The sequence below is a fragment of the Spirosoma endbachense genome (assembly GCF_010233585.1).
Classification (GTDB): domain Bacteria; phylum Bacteroidota; class Bacteroidia; order Cytophagales; family Spirosomataceae; genus Spirosoma; species Spirosoma endbachense.
This window is the reverse complement of sequence record NZ_CP045997.1, coordinates 8,578,682-8,596,881: the sequence shown is the minus strand read 5'-3', so window position 1 is coordinate 8,596,881 and position 18,200 is coordinate 8,578,682. Positions and strand designations below refer to the sequence as shown.

13 protein-coding genes are annotated in these 18,200 nt (G+C 46.9%); 8 read left to right on the top strand and 5 right to left on the bottom strand.

Going from position 1 to position 18,200, the window contains the following annotated elements:
* Positions 1-52: 52 nt before the first annotated feature.
* Together GJR95_RS34865 and GJR95_RS34860 are read left to right on the top strand one after the other, a co-directional pair.
* Positions 53-1,489 (top strand): BamA/TamA family outer membrane protein, encoded by a 1,437-nt coding sequence (locus GJR95_RS34865; protein WP_162390248.1) that lies wholly within the window; start codon positions 53-55, stop codon positions 1,487-1,489.
* A gap of 265 nt (positions 1,490-1,754) precedes the next feature.
* On the top strand, positions 1,755-3,704 hold the full coding sequence (locus GJR95_RS34860) for an SPFH domain-containing protein (RefSeq protein ID WP_162390247.1): 1,950 nt from the start codon (positions 1,755-1,757) through the stop codon (positions 3,702-3,704).
* 71 nt (positions 3,705-3,775) lie between these two features.
* Here the strand turns inward: GJR95_RS34860 and GJR95_RS34855 are convergent, their stop codons facing one another.
* Complete coding sequence (locus GJR95_RS34855) at positions 3,776-5,095, bottom strand: MFS transporter (protein ID WP_162390246.1); 1,320 nt, start codon at positions 5,093-5,095, stop codon at positions 3,776-3,778.
* 529 nt (positions 5,096-5,624) lie between these two features.
* On the opposite strand from GJR95_RS34855, the gene GJR95_RS34850 reads away from it, so the two are divergent.
* Complete coding sequence (locus tag GJR95_RS34850; RefSeq protein ID WP_162390245.1) at positions 5,625-7,379, top strand: ABC transporter ATP-binding protein; 1,755 nt, start codon at positions 5,625-5,627, stop codon at positions 7,377-7,379.
* Positions 7,363-9,126, top strand: coding sequence for an ABC transporter ATP-binding protein (locus tag GJR95_RS34845; RefSeq protein ID WP_162390244.1), 1,764 nt, complete (start codon positions 7,363-7,365; stop codon positions 9,124-9,126). The genes GJR95_RS34850 and GJR95_RS34845 overlap by 17 nt, the downstream gene beginning before the upstream one ends.
* A 26-nt stretch (positions 9,127-9,152) precedes the next feature.
* Here GJR95_RS34845 and GJR95_RS34840 read toward each other — a convergent pair whose 3' ends face one another.
* Positions 9,153-10,085, bottom strand: coding sequence for a sterol desaturase family protein (locus GJR95_RS34840; RefSeq protein ID WP_162390243.1), 933 nt, complete (start codon positions 10,083-10,085; stop codon positions 9,153-9,155).
* Between the two features lie 216 nt (positions 10,086-10,301).
* Here GJR95_RS34840 and GJR95_RS34835 point away from each other — a divergent pair, with 216 nt between their 5' ends.
* The gene (locus GJR95_RS34835; RefSeq protein WP_162390242.1) at positions 10,302-10,886 is read left to right on the top strand and encodes a hypothetical protein; all 585 of its coding nucleotides are present in this window, start codon (positions 10,302-10,304) and stop codon (positions 10,884-10,886) included.
* 20 nt (positions 10,887-10,906) lie between these two features.
* On the opposite strand, the gene GJR95_RS34830 is transcribed toward GJR95_RS34835, so the two are convergent.
* The 3 genes from GJR95_RS34830 to GJR95_RS34820 all read right to left on the bottom strand — a co-directional run bounded on the left by GJR95_RS34830 (position 10,907) and on the right by GJR95_RS34820 (position 14,045).
* Entirely contained in the window at positions 10,907-12,055 is a 1,149-nt protein-coding gene (locus tag GJR95_RS34830) for a hypothetical protein (protein WP_162390241.1), read from the bottom strand.
* Positions 12,056-12,306: 251 nt separating this feature from the next.
* The gene (locus GJR95_RS34825; RefSeq protein ID WP_162390240.1) at positions 12,307-13,377 is read right to left on the bottom strand and encodes a branched-chain amino acid aminotransferase; all 1,071 of its coding nucleotides are present in this window, start codon (positions 13,375-13,377) and stop codon (positions 12,307-12,309) included.
* Between the two features lie 116 nt (positions 13,378-13,493).
* The gene (locus tag GJR95_RS34820) at positions 13,494-14,045 is read right to left on the bottom strand and encodes a cob(I)yrinic acid a,c-diamide adenosyltransferase (protein WP_162390239.1); all 552 of its coding nucleotides are present in this window, start codon (positions 14,043-14,045) and stop codon (positions 13,494-13,496) included.
* 227 nt (positions 14,046-14,272) lie between these two features.
* Here GJR95_RS34820 and GJR95_RS34815 point away from each other — a divergent pair, with 227 nt between their 5' ends.
* From GJR95_RS34815 to tyrS, 3 genes are all read left to right on the top strand, one after another.
* On the top strand, positions 14,273-14,782 hold the full coding sequence (locus GJR95_RS34815; RefSeq protein ID WP_162390238.1) for a hypothetical protein: 510 nt from the start codon (positions 14,273-14,275) through the stop codon (positions 14,780-14,782).
* Entirely contained in the window at positions 14,775-16,004 is a 1,230-nt protein-coding gene (locus GJR95_RS34810) for an S-adenosylmethionine:tRNA ribosyltransferase-isomerase (protein WP_162390237.1), read from the top strand. The genes GJR95_RS34815 and GJR95_RS34810 overlap by 8 nt, the downstream gene beginning before the upstream one ends.
* A 116-nt stretch (positions 16,005-16,120) precedes the next feature.
* Positions 16,121-17,422 (top strand): tyrosine--tRNA ligase, encoded by a 1,302-nt coding sequence (gene tyrS, locus GJR95_RS34805; RefSeq protein ID WP_162390236.1) that lies wholly within the window; start codon positions 16,121-16,123, stop codon positions 17,420-17,422.
* Positions 17,423-18,200 lie beyond the last annotated feature (778 nt).

Genomic DNA, 18,200 nt, shown 5'->3' with positions numbered 1-18,200 from the left:
AGGATACAGAGAAAAAGTTGTCTTATTTTTCTGAAAAGCCGTATTTTTAAGCATGATTCCGAACTGTCGGCTGTCCGTCGCTCTACTGCTCACGGCTTTTTTAGTAACCCTTCAAACCGCATGGGCGAATACGCCTGTCGACTCATCGCGGTCGGTTATTGTGCGCTCGGTTACACTCAAAGGAAATTATCGTACCCGCGACCGGATCATTCTGCGCGAAATGACGCTGCATGTCGGTGATACGGTTCGGCTGGGCGATCTGGCCGGTCGGGTTGCCTGGGACCAGCGGAATATCAATAATACCAACCTGTTTGTCACGGTTGATGTCTCCTCAGCGCAGGTTACACCTAATGACTCTACGGAACTTGGCTTGTTTGACCTAACTGTTACCATGAAAGAGCGGTGGTATCTGATCGCTTACCCTGTGTTCGATCTGGCCGACCGGAATTTCAATGAATGGTGGTATGATCGGGGCCGTGATCTCCGACGGGTAATTTATGGCGGTAGACTCAGTTATAAGAATGTGACGGGCAATAACGACCAGCTTCAGGTCATTTTTGAACGGGGTTTTTCGCAGCGAACCGTTGTGTCGTATGCAATGCCGTATATTGATAAAGCGCAGCGAATCGGGCTTCGGCTGGACCTGGCTTATATCACAAACAAAGAAATTCCGTATCGAACCCAGGCCGACAAGTGGGTTTATGTTAAAGACGAGCAAGTTTTACGGGAGCGCGCTTATGCTGGCCTGATACTGACACATCGGCGTGGACTTTATCACTACCACGTTCTCGAAACCCGGTACACCCGAAATACCATTGCCGATACCATTGCCCGACTAAATCCGGATTATTTTCTTGACGGACGAACCCGTCAACAATACGTGGCCATGAACTACAGCTACCGATACGATCGGCGGGATAACGTGTCCTATCCACTTCGTGGAACCGTATTGACCGGATTCGTTGGCGTGTCGGGCCTGTTGCCGAAAGATGATTTTCATTATCTGGAATTATCGGCCTCTATGACCCGCTACTGGTCGTTAGGTGGTCGTTTTTATGCTGCCAGCAGTGTGCGTGGTCGTTCCAGCTGGCCAACGCGCCAGCCTTATTTCAATCTGCGTGGGCTGGGTAGCTCCAGCGAAATGGTCCGAGGGTATGAGCTTTATGTAATCGACGGGCAACGATCGGCGATCTGGCGAAATAGTTTTCGTTATCAACTCTTTAACACCCGCAAACAATTGAACTGGCTTCATGTCCGGCAGTTTAATACAGTACCGATTTCAGCTTATATTACAGTGTATGGCGATGCGGGTTATGTGAGAAGTACCGTGGCTGAGCAATACCAAAGCCGACTGGCGAACCGCTTACTCATGGGAACAGGTATGAGCCTGGACGTGGTAACGTTCTATAATTTTGTGGTGCGATTGAGTGGTTCCATCAACCGGGAAGGCAAGGGTGGCTTTTTCTTTAACCTCGCTCAGGAATTTTAAGTAGTCGTCCACTCATCAACACCCCTGCACATTCTGACCATCGGGTAACCAATCATCCAAATTTGGGACCCTGTGATTTGCTCGTACCCTACATTTGACGCGTCAATCTGACCAATTAGTATCTACCCCAATGTAGGCACACTGTTTCCTTCGCTACCTCTTTCTCCGACTTCAATAGCTCGTGAGATGAGTAAGAATGTGCATTCCCATTCATTTATTCGCATATCAATTTATTGTCTCTTAACCAGTTAAACCTTGTTTATTCATGGAACTACTTCCACTTATTTCGACCTGGAGTTGGGCGATCCTACTCTTTCTTGCCGTTGTGCTCTATAAATGGGTGCTTCGTTTTTTGTTCGGGATGGTCATTGTACCCGAAGACCGAATTGGTCTGGTGACCAAAAAATATGTGCTGGTTGGTAATGACCGGGGCCTGCCCGATGGCCGGATTATTGCAACAAAAGGGGAGGCCGGTTATCAGGCTCAGACGCTCGCACCGGGTCTTTACTGGTGGTTATGGCCCTGGCAGTATGGTATTACCATGCAACCCTTTACAGTTGTGCCAGAAGGAAAAATCGGTCTGGTACTTTCTAACGATGGGGCCGAACTTCCAACCGGTAACATTCTGGCCCGTCGGGTAGACTCCGATAATTTTCAGGATACTGAACGCTTCTTGTCGAGTGGAGGGCAAAAAGGGCGCCAGACGGCTATGCTTACTCCTGGAACTTACCGTATCAATACGTTCGCCTTTACGATTACCATTGCCGATATGACCGTTATCAAGGAGAATATGGTTGGTATCATAACGACACTGGATGGTGCTCCCTTGCAGTCTGGTCAGATTGCCGGTAGAAATATAGAAGGCCATAATAACTTTCAGGATGCCGATTCTTTCCTCAAAAATGGCGGTAATCGGGGTCTCCAGCCACAGGTTGTGCTGGCCGGTTCCTATTACATAAATCCCTGGGCAGTGCAGATCGAAGAGATTCCGATGACTGAAGTACCGATCGGTCACGTTGGTGTCGTCATCTCCTACATTGGCGAAGACGGTGAAGATCTAACGGGCGAAGCCTTCAAACACGGCAACATTGTTCGACGGGGCTTCAGGGGTGTCTGGATGGAACCACTGGGGCCGGGTAAATACCCGATTAACACCTTTACAATGAAGGTTGAAGGAGTACCGACAACGAACCTCGTGCTGAACTGGGCCAACGCCCGCACTGAAGCCCACGCGCTCGACCGTAATCTTTCGACCATTACGGTGCGTTCGAAAGACGGTTTCCCGTTTAATCTGGACGTAGCACAGATTATTCACATTCCATCGGCAGAAGCGCCAAAAGTGATTGCGCGCTTCGGGAGTATGACTAACCTTGTTTCGCAGGTGCTGGAACCAACCATTGGTAACTATTTCCGGAACTCGGCGCAGGATTCTGATGTCATAGCCTTTCTGAGTACCCGTAAAGAACGGCAGGAAGCCGCTCGGGAACACATCAGGGCCGTATTGGAGGTTTATAATGTGAACGCCGTCGACACACTCATCGGTGATATCGTACCACCAGACAGTCTGATGAAAACGTTGACCGATCGGAAAATAGCGCAGGAAGAAGAGAAGACCTACGAAACCCAGCGAATGGCGCAGGAAAAACGGCAGGGTATGGAACGCGAAACGGCTTTGGCCGATATTCAGCGGGAGGTTGTAAAAGCACAGCAAAGCGTAGAAATTGCTCAGCGCACTGCCGATGCCGCCGTTAAAAAGTCGGAAGGGGAAGCTCGTAGCCTGAAGCTTCAGGTTGGGGCCGAATCAGAAGCGACCAAAGTTCGCGCCGAGGCCAATGCGGAAGCTCGTCGTCGGCAGGCGGCTGCTGATGCCGAAGCCACCAAGCTGACTGCCGATGCTGAAGCCGAGCGGATTGCCAAAACGGGAGCTGCTGAAGCCGAGAAGATACTGGCCATTGGCCGCTCGACGGCTGAAGCCTACGAACTACAGGTCAAGGCCATGGGTGATGAGAACTTTACGCGCTTCAAGATCACGGAAGAAATTGGTAAAGGCCATATTCGCGTCATCCCCGATATTGTCATTAATGGCACCGGCAATGGATCTGACGGTTCGCTGAACGGGTTGATGGGCCTAAAACTTCTGGAGCAGATCGAAGAACGAAAAAGCGGTCAGGCTACCAAAATTGTAGATGTGACCTTGCCGATTGATGGCAAATAGAGTTTAATCAAACAAGAAGGCCGACGCGCATACGTCGGCCTTCTTGTTTGATTAAACTCTAAGGAATGCAATTACGAAACCACTTCGGGTTTTGGGGATTCTGTTGGCTCATCTAGATTTACCATCTCCATGCGTGGCGTAAAGAAGTGCATAATTGCCCACGCGATCAGATACGCACTGCCACAAATAATGAAGATCAGGTTATAACCGCCATTCAAATTGCCAGCTGCTTTGTACGTGTCTAATAACCAGCCAACAAGCAGCGGAAATAAGATGCCGCCCACTGAGCCAGCCATACCCCCGATACCAATTACCGAGCTCAATGCTTTCTTCGGAAAAACATCGGATGCCGTTGTATAAATATTTGCGCTCCATGCCTGGTGCGCGGCTGCTGCCAGACTAATCAGCGCTACAGCCTGCCAGATATCAGTAGCATAGCGGGCTGCCATAATCGGTACAACCGCCACCGCAAATAAGAGCATAGCCGTCTTCCGGGCTCTGAATACACCCCAGCCGCGCCGAATTAAATAGGATGATAGGTAACCCCCGCCAATACTACCAATAGTTGTGGCGGTGTAGACGATCACAAGAGGCAGACTTGGTTTTTTGAGATCCAGATTAAAGGTTGTCGAGAAATAGGAGGGAAGCCAGAATAAGAAAAACCACCAGATCGGGTCGGTCAGCATTTTGCCAAAGACGAATGCCCAGGTTTGCCGGATACCAAATAGCTTGCCCCACTGAACGGGTTTTGCATTTACAGATTCTACCTCATTATCACTGTGGATATAAGCTAGTTCAGCCTGTGTTACACGTTTTTGACGGGCAGGCACTTCGTAATAAATGATCCAGAAAATTAACCAGATAAAACCGATGGCACCCGTAATGATAAAGGCTTCTTCCCAGCCATAAGCTCCCAGAATCCAGGGAACCATAACGGGAGCGACTACAGCGCCGATGTTGGCTCCTGAGTTAAAAATACCCGTTGCGAAGGCTCGCTCTTTTTTGGGAAACCATTCGGCAATGGCTTTGATCGCTGCCGGGAAGTTACCCGATTCGCCCAGACCGAGTGCCGCCCTCGCAACACCAAACCCGAATGTGCTGGTGGCAAAGGCGTGAGCAATGGCGGCAAAACTCCAGGCAATTAACGAAATGGTGTACCCTAATTTTGTGCCGATGCGGTCAATGACCCGGCCAAACAGTAGTAACCCAATGGCATAGGCCGTTGCAAAGGCCATTACGATCCGGCTATAATCGGTTTCGGTCCAACTGAATTCGCTTTCAAGCGAAGGCTTAAGCAGACCAATCACCTGCCGGTCGAGGTAATTAATGGTGGTGGCAAAAAACAGTAGAGTAACTACCGTCCAGCGAAAGTTTCCGGGCTTGTTTTCCATCAGTCGTATTATGTAAGTGGGGCGATGAAGGCGATTACGTTAGTCAAATCGGGAAATAATTACGGTCAAACGCTCTATCCTCAAAAGGTATTTTTGCTGATTAGCTTAGGTTATCTGGTCAGCCTGACCCTTCAGCATTCCAATGCTGGTTCTAGAGAAAGCTATTCTTACCCGAAACCTACTTTAGTTTCAGTTAATTCTAATCAATTGTTAAGCACAAAAAAGGAGTTCAAGATGGCAAAATCGACGGGTTTATTCGCTTAGAACTGCTGAATTGTCTTTTATGATATTGATTGTCAGTAATTTATGTCCAAATAAATTAGCTTAAATAATATAGATACGTAATTGGTAGTGGAATCAAAAAATCGTTGTTGACTACTCGTTTGCCTTAAGCCAGTTATTTATTTGTATCTGAAACCTGGCTAACTAAAAACGACCGGCTTTAATCCACAAACTAGTTTATCTGACTACCTTTGGGCGGTCGTTGATTCGCAGCCAACGACTCCTATTTTCGGAGAATACAACCATCATGGACAAAGCTACCCCAAAACCGGAAGCGCCTAAAAAGGCTCCTTCTCCTTTGCTGAGCCTGCTAAAGCCGTATTCCAGAATGATCATTTTGTTGATCCTGTTTGCGCTGATCAGCAACGGGGTGAACCTCTTATTGCCAATGATCATCTCGCACGGTATTGATGAGTACACAGCCGGGAAATTTGTGCTGAAAACCATAGTTATTGAGTTTCTGGCGGCTGCTCTATTCATTTTCGTTTTTACCTACCTGCAAAGCATCATTCAAACCTACGCGTCTGAGCGGGTGGCGAAGGATTTACGAACGCAACTGGCCGATAAAATTTCGCGCCAGAGCTTTGCGTATATCCAGCAGGCTAACCCATCCCGTTTACTGACGAACCTGACCTCCGACATTGACTCGGTCAAGACATTTGTTTCACAAGCCGTTGTCTCGATCGTATCCTCATTATGCATTATCATCGGAGCAAGTATTCTGCTGCTGAGCATCAATTGGAAACTGGGTTTAACCGTGCTGGCTATCGTGCCTATTGTGGGCATTACATTTTACGTATTGATGCGTAAAGTGCGAACGCTGTTTAAACGGAGCCGCGAGGTTGTCGACTGGCTGAATAAAGTCATCAATGAAAGCGTTCTGGGCTCAGCCCTGATCCGGGTTATCAATTCGCAACAGCTTGAATACGATAAATTTCTGGCGGCTAATACAGATGCCAAAGATCTGGGATTAGCCATTTTACGCCTGTTTGCGGCCCTGATTCCTGTCATTAGTTTCACGGCTAACATGGCCGCGCTGAGCATTCTGGTGCTGGGTGGACACTTTGTTATTACAGGCAGTATGTCACTGGGTGATTTTGCTGCGTTCAGTAGCTATCTGTCACTGCTGATTTTCCCGATCATCATGCTCGGCTTTATGAGCAACGTCATTGCACAGGCGTCGGCTTCGTATGAGCGGGTCAATCAGGTTCTGCAAGCACCTGAAACAGTGAAATCTGGGACAATTGATCGCGCACTTGCCGGTGATATTGATGTACGAGACGTTGCGGTTAACTATGACGGGAAACCTGCTCTAAAAGACGTTTCGTTTTCGGTGAAAGCAGGCACCCAGACGGCTATTGTTGGTCCAACAGCAGCTGGCAAAAGTCAACTACTGTATCTATTAACGGGCCTTATTAACACCTCCGAGGGTAGCGTTGAGTACGATGGTCAGCCGATTGATCAGTATAATGAAGACACATTTCACCAGCAAGTCGGCTTCGTCTTTCAGGATAGTATTATCTTCAATATGAGCCTTCGCGAAAACATTGCGTTTAGCGATACCGTCACTGATGAGTTGCTGGATAAAGCAATTGATACGGCCGAACTACGCGGGTTTATCGACTCGTTGCCCCAGAAACTACAAACTGTTGTTTCTGAGCGGGGAGCCAGCCTTTCGGGTGGTCAGAAACAACGGATTATGCTGGCACGTGCTTTGGCACTTAATCCTAAAGTACTGCTGCTCGACGATTTTACTGCTCGTGTCGATACGAATACGGAACAGAAAATTGTGCAGAATATTCAGAAGAACTACCCCGGTTTAACGCTGATTTCAGTAACGCAAAAGATCGCTTCCATTGAAGATTATGAGCAGATTATTTTACTGATGGAAGGCGAAATCATCGCCAAAGGCACTCATCCTGAATTGATGAGTAGTAGTCCCGAATACGTTCAGATTTACCAGTCGCAACGCAGTACAAGTCAGTATGAACTACGATCTTAATCAGTTTGTCGGACAGAAAGAAGAAAAAAACGCCACTTACAAAGCTCTTCGGAAACTACTGGCGCTCATTGACGATGAACAGCGGACGTTAATTCTGGCGTTTGGTGCGATTCTGATCAATTCGAGCCTGATCCTGCTTGGGCCTGTAATCATTGGACGAACCATTGATCAATATATTGTGACTAAACAATATGATGGTGTTCTGACGAATGCGGCCATTCTGCTTGGGATTTATATAATCGCATTCGGGACAGGGTATATGCAAACCCGGTTAATGGGCGGAGTAGGGCAGCGAACGTTATTTAAGCTTCGGAATGCTGTATTTACAAAATTGCAGGAGCTTCCCGTTGCTTTTTTTAATCAGAATAAAGCAGGCGACCTGATTTCACGCGTCAACAACGACACCGACAAACTGAATCTGTTTTTTTCGCAGGCACTCATGCAGTTTGTCAGCAGTATTTTCCTGATGACGGGGGCTGGATTGTTTTTGTTGTTTATCAATTTACCGCTCGGAGCCGCAGCCTTATCGCCTGCATTGTTGCTGTGGGTATTTACAAAGGCAACTTCGGCCTGGGTGAAGCGGAAGAACGCACTCAATTTGAAAAGCGTTGGCGACATGAGCGCTGAGATTCAGGAAAGCCTGAATAATTTCAAAGTGATCATTGCTTTTAATCGACGCGACTACTTCCGGAAACGGTTTGATGAGGCCAATCAGACTAATTACAAAACGGCGGTTGGGGCGGGTTTAGCCAACAATGTTTACATGCCGATTTATGGAATTTCGGCAAACCTCGGCCAACTCGTTGTGCTTACGTTCGGTATCTACCTGATTGCAACCGGCTACTTTACGATCGGTTTGTTGATCAGCTTTCTGGGCTACATCACTAATTTCTATAATCCGCTTCGGCAATTGGCTACCTTATGGGCAAGCTTTCAGGTTGCATTAGCTGGTTGGGACCGTATTGCTCACCTTCTGTCGCTACAAACGAATCTAACAACGGTTGAGAATCCATTAACGGTACCGACCTCTTCCTTATTATCATTTCAGGGCGTTTCATTCAGTTATCCGAATGGCCAGGAAGTACTTCATAATATCAGTTTTGATCTGGAACGTGGGAAAACCTACGCCCTGGTTGGCCCGACTGGTGGCGGTAAAACCACTACCGCATCGTTGATTGCCCGGCTCTATGACCCAACTACCGGAACCGTGCTGCTCGACGGAAAGGATATTCGGGCCTACAGTGCTAAAATGCGGACTCAGAAGATCGGCTTTATTTTGCAGGAGCCCTTTTTGTTTACGGGTACGGTTCGTGACAATATACTGTATGGCAACGAGCAGTATCAGCAGTATTCAAATACGCAGCTGACCGAGGCCATTCATAACGCAAATCTGGAAGAACTGCTGGAACGCTTTGATGAAGGACTTGAGACAAAAGTCCAGACGAGTGGTGATGCCATTAGTCTGGGGCAGAAACAGCTCATTGCGTTCATGCGGGCCGTGTTACGTAACCCTGATTTGCTCATTCTGGATGAAGCAACGGCGAATATCGACACGATTACCGAAAAGCTTTTAGATGAAATCCTGCAGAAATTGCCCGAAAAAACAACCCGCATCATTATCGCCCACCGCCTGAATACCATTGAAAGCGCCGATGAAATATTTTTCATCAATGCAGGTCAGGTCACTAAAGCGGGGTCACTCAACGACGCGGTCGATATGCTTCTTCACGGAAAGCGAGTGAGTTGAGTAACGGAGAATCAGTAGCCTGCTTATCAGGCTACCATGCGTTCTTCGGCTAATTCCTGTTCCGTCAACCGTTTTTTCTCTTCTGCAATTTTTACGGGGCTACCGAAAATATAGAATAGTTTCTTGCGCAATCCTCGGGCATTCCGAACATCGTTAACCATATCGGTAAGCTCGTGAAAATTGATGAAGAACGGATTGGCCTTGTTCGGAATATTCGTTGTAATGCCGTAGATAACGGGTTCTTCTTCGGGTTGAAAAGTGCCGAAAATCCGATCCCAGAAAATAAATGTGGCGCCGAAGTTTTTGTCAATGTATTTCTCCTGCGAGCCATGATGAACCCGATGGTTTGACGGCGTCGCGAAAATGTACTCGACCCAGGCTGGCATACGCCGGATGTATTCAGTATGCACCCAAAACTGAAACAAGACAGCAAGCTGGTTCGTGACAAAGAAAATAACAGGATGAAATCCCATGAACGCGACTGGTAAAAAGAAGATAATTTTCAGGTGCTGAATCCAGCTCAACCGGTAGGAAACCGTCAGATTATAATGCTCACTGGAATGATGAACCACATGGGTAGCCCACCAGAATCGTTGCTCATGCGAAACGCGATGAGCCCAATAGCTGAAAAAATCATAGATGATGTAGCAGGGAAGAAGAGTCCACCATTGCAACTCCATACGCCACGGCAACAGGTTGTAAACCCAGATACACAAATACAACAGCCCCAACTTGAGGGCTGCACTAACAACTAAATTGCCAAGACCGACCAGAATGGAGCCGATGGTTTCTTTCTTTTCGTAAAAATCTCGTTCCTGGTAATAGGTGACCGCCATTTCAATAGCCGTAAAGAGCAACATGACCGGCACTGCCCATACGATTATATTCGGTATATTTTTTTCTAGATTATGTATGCTGTCAAATGGGATTTTATCTGCACCAAACAAAGAAAAAGGCATAACGATAAGTATTTATTAAAATCAGGGATACTGATAAGAACCCATTTTAAGTTTTTGAGTTCGATTTTTGGGTCGATTGCCCGGATTAGTAAAATATAAAATTGATATAATACTGTTTCAGTCAGACTCGGTCCAACAGGATAAAATCACCTCTGAAAAGACAGCCTTCAACATGTTGAGCCAATGCGCTAACTTTGTGAAATCAATCTCAATAGCATGAATAAATATTTTACTGTCGTTGTCTCTTTCGTTCTACTATTTTCTTTCGATAACTGCCAAAATCGGCAAAAAACTGACAGTCAGGAAGGTGATTCTACTACTGTTACTTCCTCCGTTACCGAAACGGCAATAGATGTCGTAACAACAGGTCGTTTGGCCGATCTTGGCCTCACAACCAGTAGCCATTGGCGAGGTATTAACCTCGGCGATGATTTTGGTAAGGTAAAGGCCACCGAAAAAGGAGAAGCATTCGAAAGTGATGCAACACACAGCGGCTACACCATTGAATTTAAAAACCTCGAATCGGCCGATATGCTCTATTATCAGGCAAATCAGAAAGTGTCGGCTATCGATGTCGACCTGTTTCTAAATAGTCGTCAGTCGGTCACTGATTATCAGAAGGATTTAGCTCCTTATTTTTCGGCCAGGTATGGTGCCTCGAAGCCGGGCAATGGCGGAACAGTCTGGACTGGTCCAAAAGGAGAAACAATTACCTTGAAAGATGTCTCAAAAGGCAAAGATTTTGGCTTGAAAATAAAGATACTTCCTGCGGGTGGGGTAATAACGGCTTCGGCTAGATAAAGGTTATAACGCGCTGATTTTTACCTGTAATAGCCCCAAACTTCTTTGCCGGTAATGCCTTTTTTTGAAACAACATAAGGGACAACAAATTCCTCTAAAACAATACGATCGCCAACTCGGTCGGCAGACAATCGATTAATAGGAATATGTGGACCTGCCTGTTCGTAGGAATTGGTGAAGGTGAACGTAACGGGGAGCACATAGTTCCCGATATAGGTTGGATCGAGATTGGGCAGTTTTTCAAGTGCATTTTGCACGAGTTGGGCAAATCCAAATCCGGCATTGTCTGGGCTAAGGATGGCAACACGGCTAACTTTGCCCAGTGAATCGATTTCGAATCCCGCATAAACGCGCCCATAAATTCCCTGATTACCAACCCAGTTTGGATAACTGATCTTGGAATGGAGTAGTTGATTAAATAAAGGATTCTGACTCAATGGATACGTTGCTGTCCGGGCTACGGCCATCAGGGAATCGTAATAGTTAATGATTTCGACTACCTCGAATAAAGTCAGGTTCTTATCAGGAATTTTTGCCGCTATTTTTTCCGATTGCTCATAGAACACATCGAGAAGCGATTTTTTGGATAAGCTAATCAGGTCGGGCCGGGCGGCTGCTTTCTGAATGTAATAGTTAGTTTGAGTTCGATAAATGCTGGAGTTAAGAATATCCTTATTGTGTTTATTGTTTATAATTTCGGAATTATTCATCGGCTCAAGCCGCTTCGTTAAGCTTTTAAGTAATTTCGTCGGCCCGTTGTGAACGATCGATGCATACTGGTAATAATTGATCCCCGCCAGACTACTCTGCTGGCGAACAAACTCAATTCCTTTGATTGTGAATAGTTCCGGCGTAATAATCTTGACCGTCGAATCTCCGGCAAACTGACACAAAATTTCACTGGTTACCAGATTATAAGCTAACCGGCAATTAATTTCTTTCCCCGACCGGTCCAGTTGGACTTTACCTTCCTGCCAAACGGGATAAGTCAGGAAGGGACTTCCCAGAACCGTTACTTTATTATAAGCCGTTGAATTTATTCTTGCGGAGCCATATACATCCATCGTTGTCATAACCTGGCCTTTATCGTCTTGATAAACAGCATATTGGCCATACGTTTTAAGAGAAAAGACTGATAAGAGGCCGAAAAGGAAGGTAAGCCGGATCATACAAATTGAGCGAATGCAACTGTGTGAATAGATATAGACGTGCTAAATAGGAGTTTTGTGATAAAAATATAAAATATAGTAAGAAAATTATAGTGTATGGTATTGCTCCCAAGACTTTCGCTTCGAGCCGTGCCACGGTTATTTTAGATCATCACGAGTAACCGTGGCACGGCTCAAAGCGAAAGTCTTGCCTACAACGCCGAAGCCCCGACCAACTGATCGGGGCTTCGACGTTGTAGGGAACTCAGGAATTATACTGTGTGCATCCAGTTGAAAGTGTCTTCAACTTTACCAGTACGAAGGTCGGCCAGATAGTTTCTGACGCGAACGGCAAACGATTCTTCCGGGGCAAATTCTGGTAGCATGTAATCCTTGCCATTATAGCCAATCAGGGAATAGGGCGACGAACCCACCGCTGTTCCGGCACCGAAGGCTTCGGTTAACCGACCAGTTTCAATACCGCTGATCACTTCTTCGATCGATACCAAGCGCTCTTCCACGTCAATACCCCAACCGCGGGCAATCTGCAAAATCGAATCGCGGGTAACACCTTTCAAGATGGAATCAGATGTGGCCGGGGTCACTAATTTACCGTCAAGCATGAACATGATGTTCATCGTGCCTGATTCTTCAATGTATTTGTGCTCACGAGCGTCGGTCCAGATCAACTGATCATAACCCTGTTGTTGAGCCAGCAAAGTTGGGTACATCGATCCGGCGTAGTTGCCCGCGCATTTCGCATACCCTACACCCCCCGGAGCCGAGCGAATGTACTCCGTTTCTACTTTCAATTTCGGTGGATTCGAATAATAAGCACCAACCGGACAGGTGAAAATGCAGAAACGATAGGTCTTCGATGGAGCAACACCCAGGTAGGTATCCGTTGCGAACATATACGGGCGAACATACAGCGAGCTGTCAGGCGTGGTAGGAACCCAGTCCGCATCGACGCGCAGCAAAGCCTCCAGGCCGCCCATAAACACTTCTTCGGGCAAGGTGGCCATGCACATACGCTTGGCTGACTCGTTCATGCGCTCAAAATTCATGTAAGGCCGAAACATCATTACCTCACCTGATTCATTTTTGAAAGCCTTCATGCCTTCAAAAATAGACTGACCGTAATGGAGCGACGATAGAGCCGGACTTAGCGTGAAATTGTCGAATGGGACAATCATTTGATTCTGCCATTGACCATCAATAAAATCGGCCACAAACATGTGGTCCGAGAAATGTTTTCCGAAAGGCAGATGATTAAAATCTACCTCTTGAATCCGGGAGCGTTCCGCTTTCCGCAATTCAATTTGCAAGACGTCCGTCGTCATAATCAGGGTATTGGTTAATGAGTTAGGCGGGATAAGCACCACCTGAGGCAAAGCTAAAAAAATAGATTGAGTTAATTTAGTTGTCAAGACAACTTTTTTTTAGTGGTCTTAAACAATCATGTTCTGGGTTTCCAGACTACCTCTTCAGCCTCCAATTCCTGCGCCATTTTGCGACTGAGGACAAACAGATAGTCAGATAGTCGGTTAAGGTATTGCAATACCAAATCATCTACTGGTGATTCATCATTTAGCCCAATAACCAATCGTTCGGCCCGACGGCAAACGGTTCGGGCCAGGTGACAGAACGACACCGATTCGTGCCCGCCCGGTAAAACGAACGCCCGTAGTTCCGGCAATTCAGCATCCATCGAATCCATTGCCTGCTCGAGTGCAGCAACATCTTCAGCAATAATGGCAGGCATGGCTCGCTTTATTGCTTTTTCCGGATCTGTCGCCAGTTCGGCTCCAACCGTAAAAAGCCGATCCTGAATTTCTTTCAATAAATCTTTTTGGCTGGTATTGATGGGCTGATCGCGTACCAGGCCAATCCAGGAGTTCAGTTCATCGACTGTGCCGTATGCATCAATGCGTAAATCGGCCTTGCTCACCCGACGCCCTCCAATCAGGCCAGTCTGACCTTTATCGCCCGTTTTTGTGTAAATCTTCATCTTGACATAACGAATGCCACAACGAACGTTGAACGAGCAACGCTGCCACTGGAGCAGGGATCGTGTTCAATAAGCGCATTGTGTAATTCATATAATATACTGAGTGAGGTAGCTAAACTAACAGATTTTCCCATTCGGGCCGTACCTTTGCGCCCTGATTTTAACGAGCTGATTGCAGGGAATGAGTTATGGGCTTGTTCATTCGTCCGCTCTATTACTCTTTTTAGATGAAAGCAAGTATCTTTTTTGTCCGGACCTGGCGTATTATGTCCATTCTCGGATTATTGTTCGCACTTTTTAACAGCTATATCTCGTATCCCGGCGAAGTTGTCGTTCGTTTCGACGATTCAAACCAGCCTCTTCAAACCATTGATCGTGAAACGATCTTTTACATTGCCGTTGCCATCTTTCTGATCAACAACACAATGATTAGAGCTATTTCCCGATTGTTTCTTCGTCTTCCAACAGCTAGTATCCCTGTTCCCAATCAAGCAGTTTGGGCCACACATCGTTCGCAATTAAACGAAGTTTTCAGCAATTGGTTCTACGCACTCATGGCGGCCATCAATACGGTCCTGGCCTTGGAGCTGATCGTTCTGTCGCTGGTTAATCGCTCTGACCGCGCCATTAAAGCCGTTGATTATGCCTGGCTTTTGCCACTCAGTACGGCTATTCTGGTTATTGTATTGGTCGCCTTACCGATTCGTTTGTTCATGAAACCGGGTGACGATGACTGAACAAAAAGAATTATTGCTGAGTCAGTTTCAGTACGATCTCCCCGACGACCGTATTGCTCGTTTTCCGTTACCTCAGCGCGATGCATCGAAACTACTCGTTTATCGAAAGGGGCAGATCAGTCATGACCGGTTTGCCAACCTGCCTGATTTACTACCTGCCGATAGCTTTCTTGTATTCAATAATACAAAGGTCATTCCGGCACGGCTGCATTTTACGAAACCCACTGGTGCGCTCATCGAGCTTTTTTTGCTGAATCCATTCTCCGGAAATTCCGAAACGGGGGCACTACCCCTTACTCTGGCAATGGAAGCGACTGGCGAGGCTATCTGGCAGGGAATGGTCGGCAACCGGAAACGCTGGCGACCTACCGAAATACTCGAAATGACGCTTGAAACGCCAAGCGGAAGTGTAGTACTTTCGGCCAGTTGGTATGATTACGAGCAGTCGGCTGTTCAATTACTCTGGCAACCAGCCGAATTTACATTTGCTCAGATCATTCAGTACGCGGGTGAAATTCCGTTACCGCCCTATCTGAAACGCGACGCGACCGATACTGATCGGGATACGTATCAAACCGTATACTCAAAGCAGGAGGGAGCTGTCGCTGCGCCAACCGCCGGATTGCATTTCACGACTGACGTATTCGACCAACTCGCCAAACGCCGTATTGAGCATGACTACCTGACATTGCACGTGGGTGCGGGCACCTTCCAGCCAATAAAAACAGTTAATGTTCTTCAGCATCACATGCATACGGAGCAGGTTGTATATACCCAGACGAATCTACGAAATCTGTTAGGTCATCTCGATTCGGTGATTGCTGTCGGTACGACCTCAATGAGAGCCCTGGAGAGTTTATACTGGATGGGCGCAAAATTGTTGGCAAACAATCCCGAACCGTTTTCCCTCGACCAGCATTATGCTTACCAACTTACGCCAGATCAGCAACCAATCGTTGAGGAAGCGCTTCAGGCTGTTCTGAGCTACCTGATGGTTACAAATCAGGAAACGATTGTTGCCCATACCGGCATCTACATCACCCCTGGTTACAGGTTCAAACTGTGTAAAGGAATTGTGACGAATTTCCACCAGCCTGGCTCGACACTGATTCTGCTTATAGCCGCACTGATTGGGAACGACTGGAAACAAGTATATAAGGAAGCACTCGACAACGATTATCGCTTCCTGAGTTATGGCGACTCGTCATTGCTTTTGCCGTAAAACACTAATTTTGCAACCTTTAAAGAACGAAAGTGCGCCAGTGCGAACAATTGACGCCTTCTCAAACCGCTCTTTCACTCTTGCACACCGCTTCGGCGGTACGATTTCACTCTCTTATGAACTTTATCGAAGAACTCCGCTGGCGGGGTATGTTGAACGACATGACCCCTGGCACTGAAGAACAACTCCAGAAAGAAATGACGGCGGGCTATATTGGCTTTGACCCAACAGCCGCATCGCTCCATATCGGGAATCTTGCTACCGTGATGTTGCTCGTCCATCTTCAGCGGGCCGGTCACAAACCCTTTGCGCTGGTTGGCGGAGCCACCGGTATGATTGGCGATCCATCGGGTAAAGCTGCCGAACGCGAGTTTTTATCTGAAGAGACGTTACGCCGAAATCAGGAAGGAATACGGGCGCAATTGAGCAAATTTCTTGATTTCGAAAGCGGAACCAATTCGGCTGAAATGGTTAACAATTACGACTGGTTCAAGGAAATTTCGTTTTTGGGATTCCTCCGCGAAGCAGGAAAACACATTACCGTCAATTACATGATGGCGAAGGATTCGGTGAAGAAGCGACTCGAAACGGGTATTTCATTCACCGAATTCTCATACCAGTTATTGCAGGGTTACGACTTTTACTGGTTATATAAAAATAAGAATGTTCGCCTACAGATGGGAGGCTCTGACCAATGGGGAAATATAACCACGGGTACAGAACTAATCCGTAGAAAAGAGGGTGGTGCGGCAGGCCATTCGGAGGAGCATCTGGCGTATGCCTTGACCACCCCCCTGGTGACCAAAGCCGATGGCACTAAATTCGGGAAGTCAGAAAGCGGTAATGTCTGGCTTGACCCAGCTTTAACATCACCTTACCAGTTCTACCAGTTTTGGCTGAATACGACTGATGCCGATTGTCCGCGTCTGATTCGCGTCTTTACGCTTCTATCGCGCGAAGAAATTGAAGAGCTGGAACGTCAGCATGCAGAAGCACCGCATCTACGAATCCTGCAAAAAGCGATTGCAAAGGACGTAACCATCCGTATTCATTCGCAGGCGGGATATGATTTGGCCGTAAAGGCTTCCGAAGTGTTGTATGGAAAGGCAACGCTCGACATGCTTCGATCCATCCAGGCCGACGAGTTCGACGTTATTTTTGAAGGTGTTCCTCAAACTGAAATAACTTCCGATGAATTGGCCAATAGTAAAGACATTACGGATTTACTTTCAGTTGCCAGTAGAGGTGAAGTATATGCATCAAAAGGTGAAGCCAGGCGGGCGATTACACAAAATGCAGTCAGTATAAATAAAACGAAAGTGTCTGATCCGGCGGCTTCGGTTGCGTTAGAATGGCTCCAGGACCGCTATGTTTTGGTTTCAAAAGGGAAAAAGAATCACCTTCTGAAAAAAGTTTAAAATAGTTCAGTGGTGTAAGTGGCTGAAAAGGGGGGAGTTACCAACGATTCGTTGGTGACTCCCCCGCTATTTTCAACCCAGGCCTTGACAAACCCCCTAAAGTGGCCTACCTTTGCAGTCCCAAATCAGGGAAATCAGTTGAAAGCAAACGCGAAAGCTGCTGACAATCAATCGATTAGGTGTAAGGGTCTGACAATCAACGATAAAATTTATTTTCAGATTTACTTGACAAACTCAAAACAGTCAATTACCTTTGCACTCCCAAACAACGGGAACACACTGAAAAATAAAGCTAATCACTTGTCGATCAGTGCATTACGGGTAAAAAGAACGAAAACAAAACAAAAATTTATTTTCACTTTTTACTTGACAATCGGGAAAACGCAGCGTACCTTTGCACTCCCAAACACGACGAGATCAACTGCCCACGGGTAATCGCTTCTCGACAACGCTTCGACCAACGGGTCTGGCGCCAAGTTCTTTGACAAACGGTCAGCACACGATAACTCAATCATACGACTTCGGTCGTCGGTTGAACAAGACAGTCTCACGCAAGTGAGACACATAATATTTACGATGGAGAGTTTGATCCTGGCTCAGGATGAACGCTAGCGGCAGGCCTAATACATGCAAGTCGAACGGATCGCAAGATCAGTGGCAAACGGGTGCGTAACGCGTAAGCAACCTGCCTCATACTGGGGGATAGCCCGGCGAAAGCTGGGGTAAACCCGCACGGTCCTATGAAATCACCTGGTTTTATAGGTAAACATTTATGGGT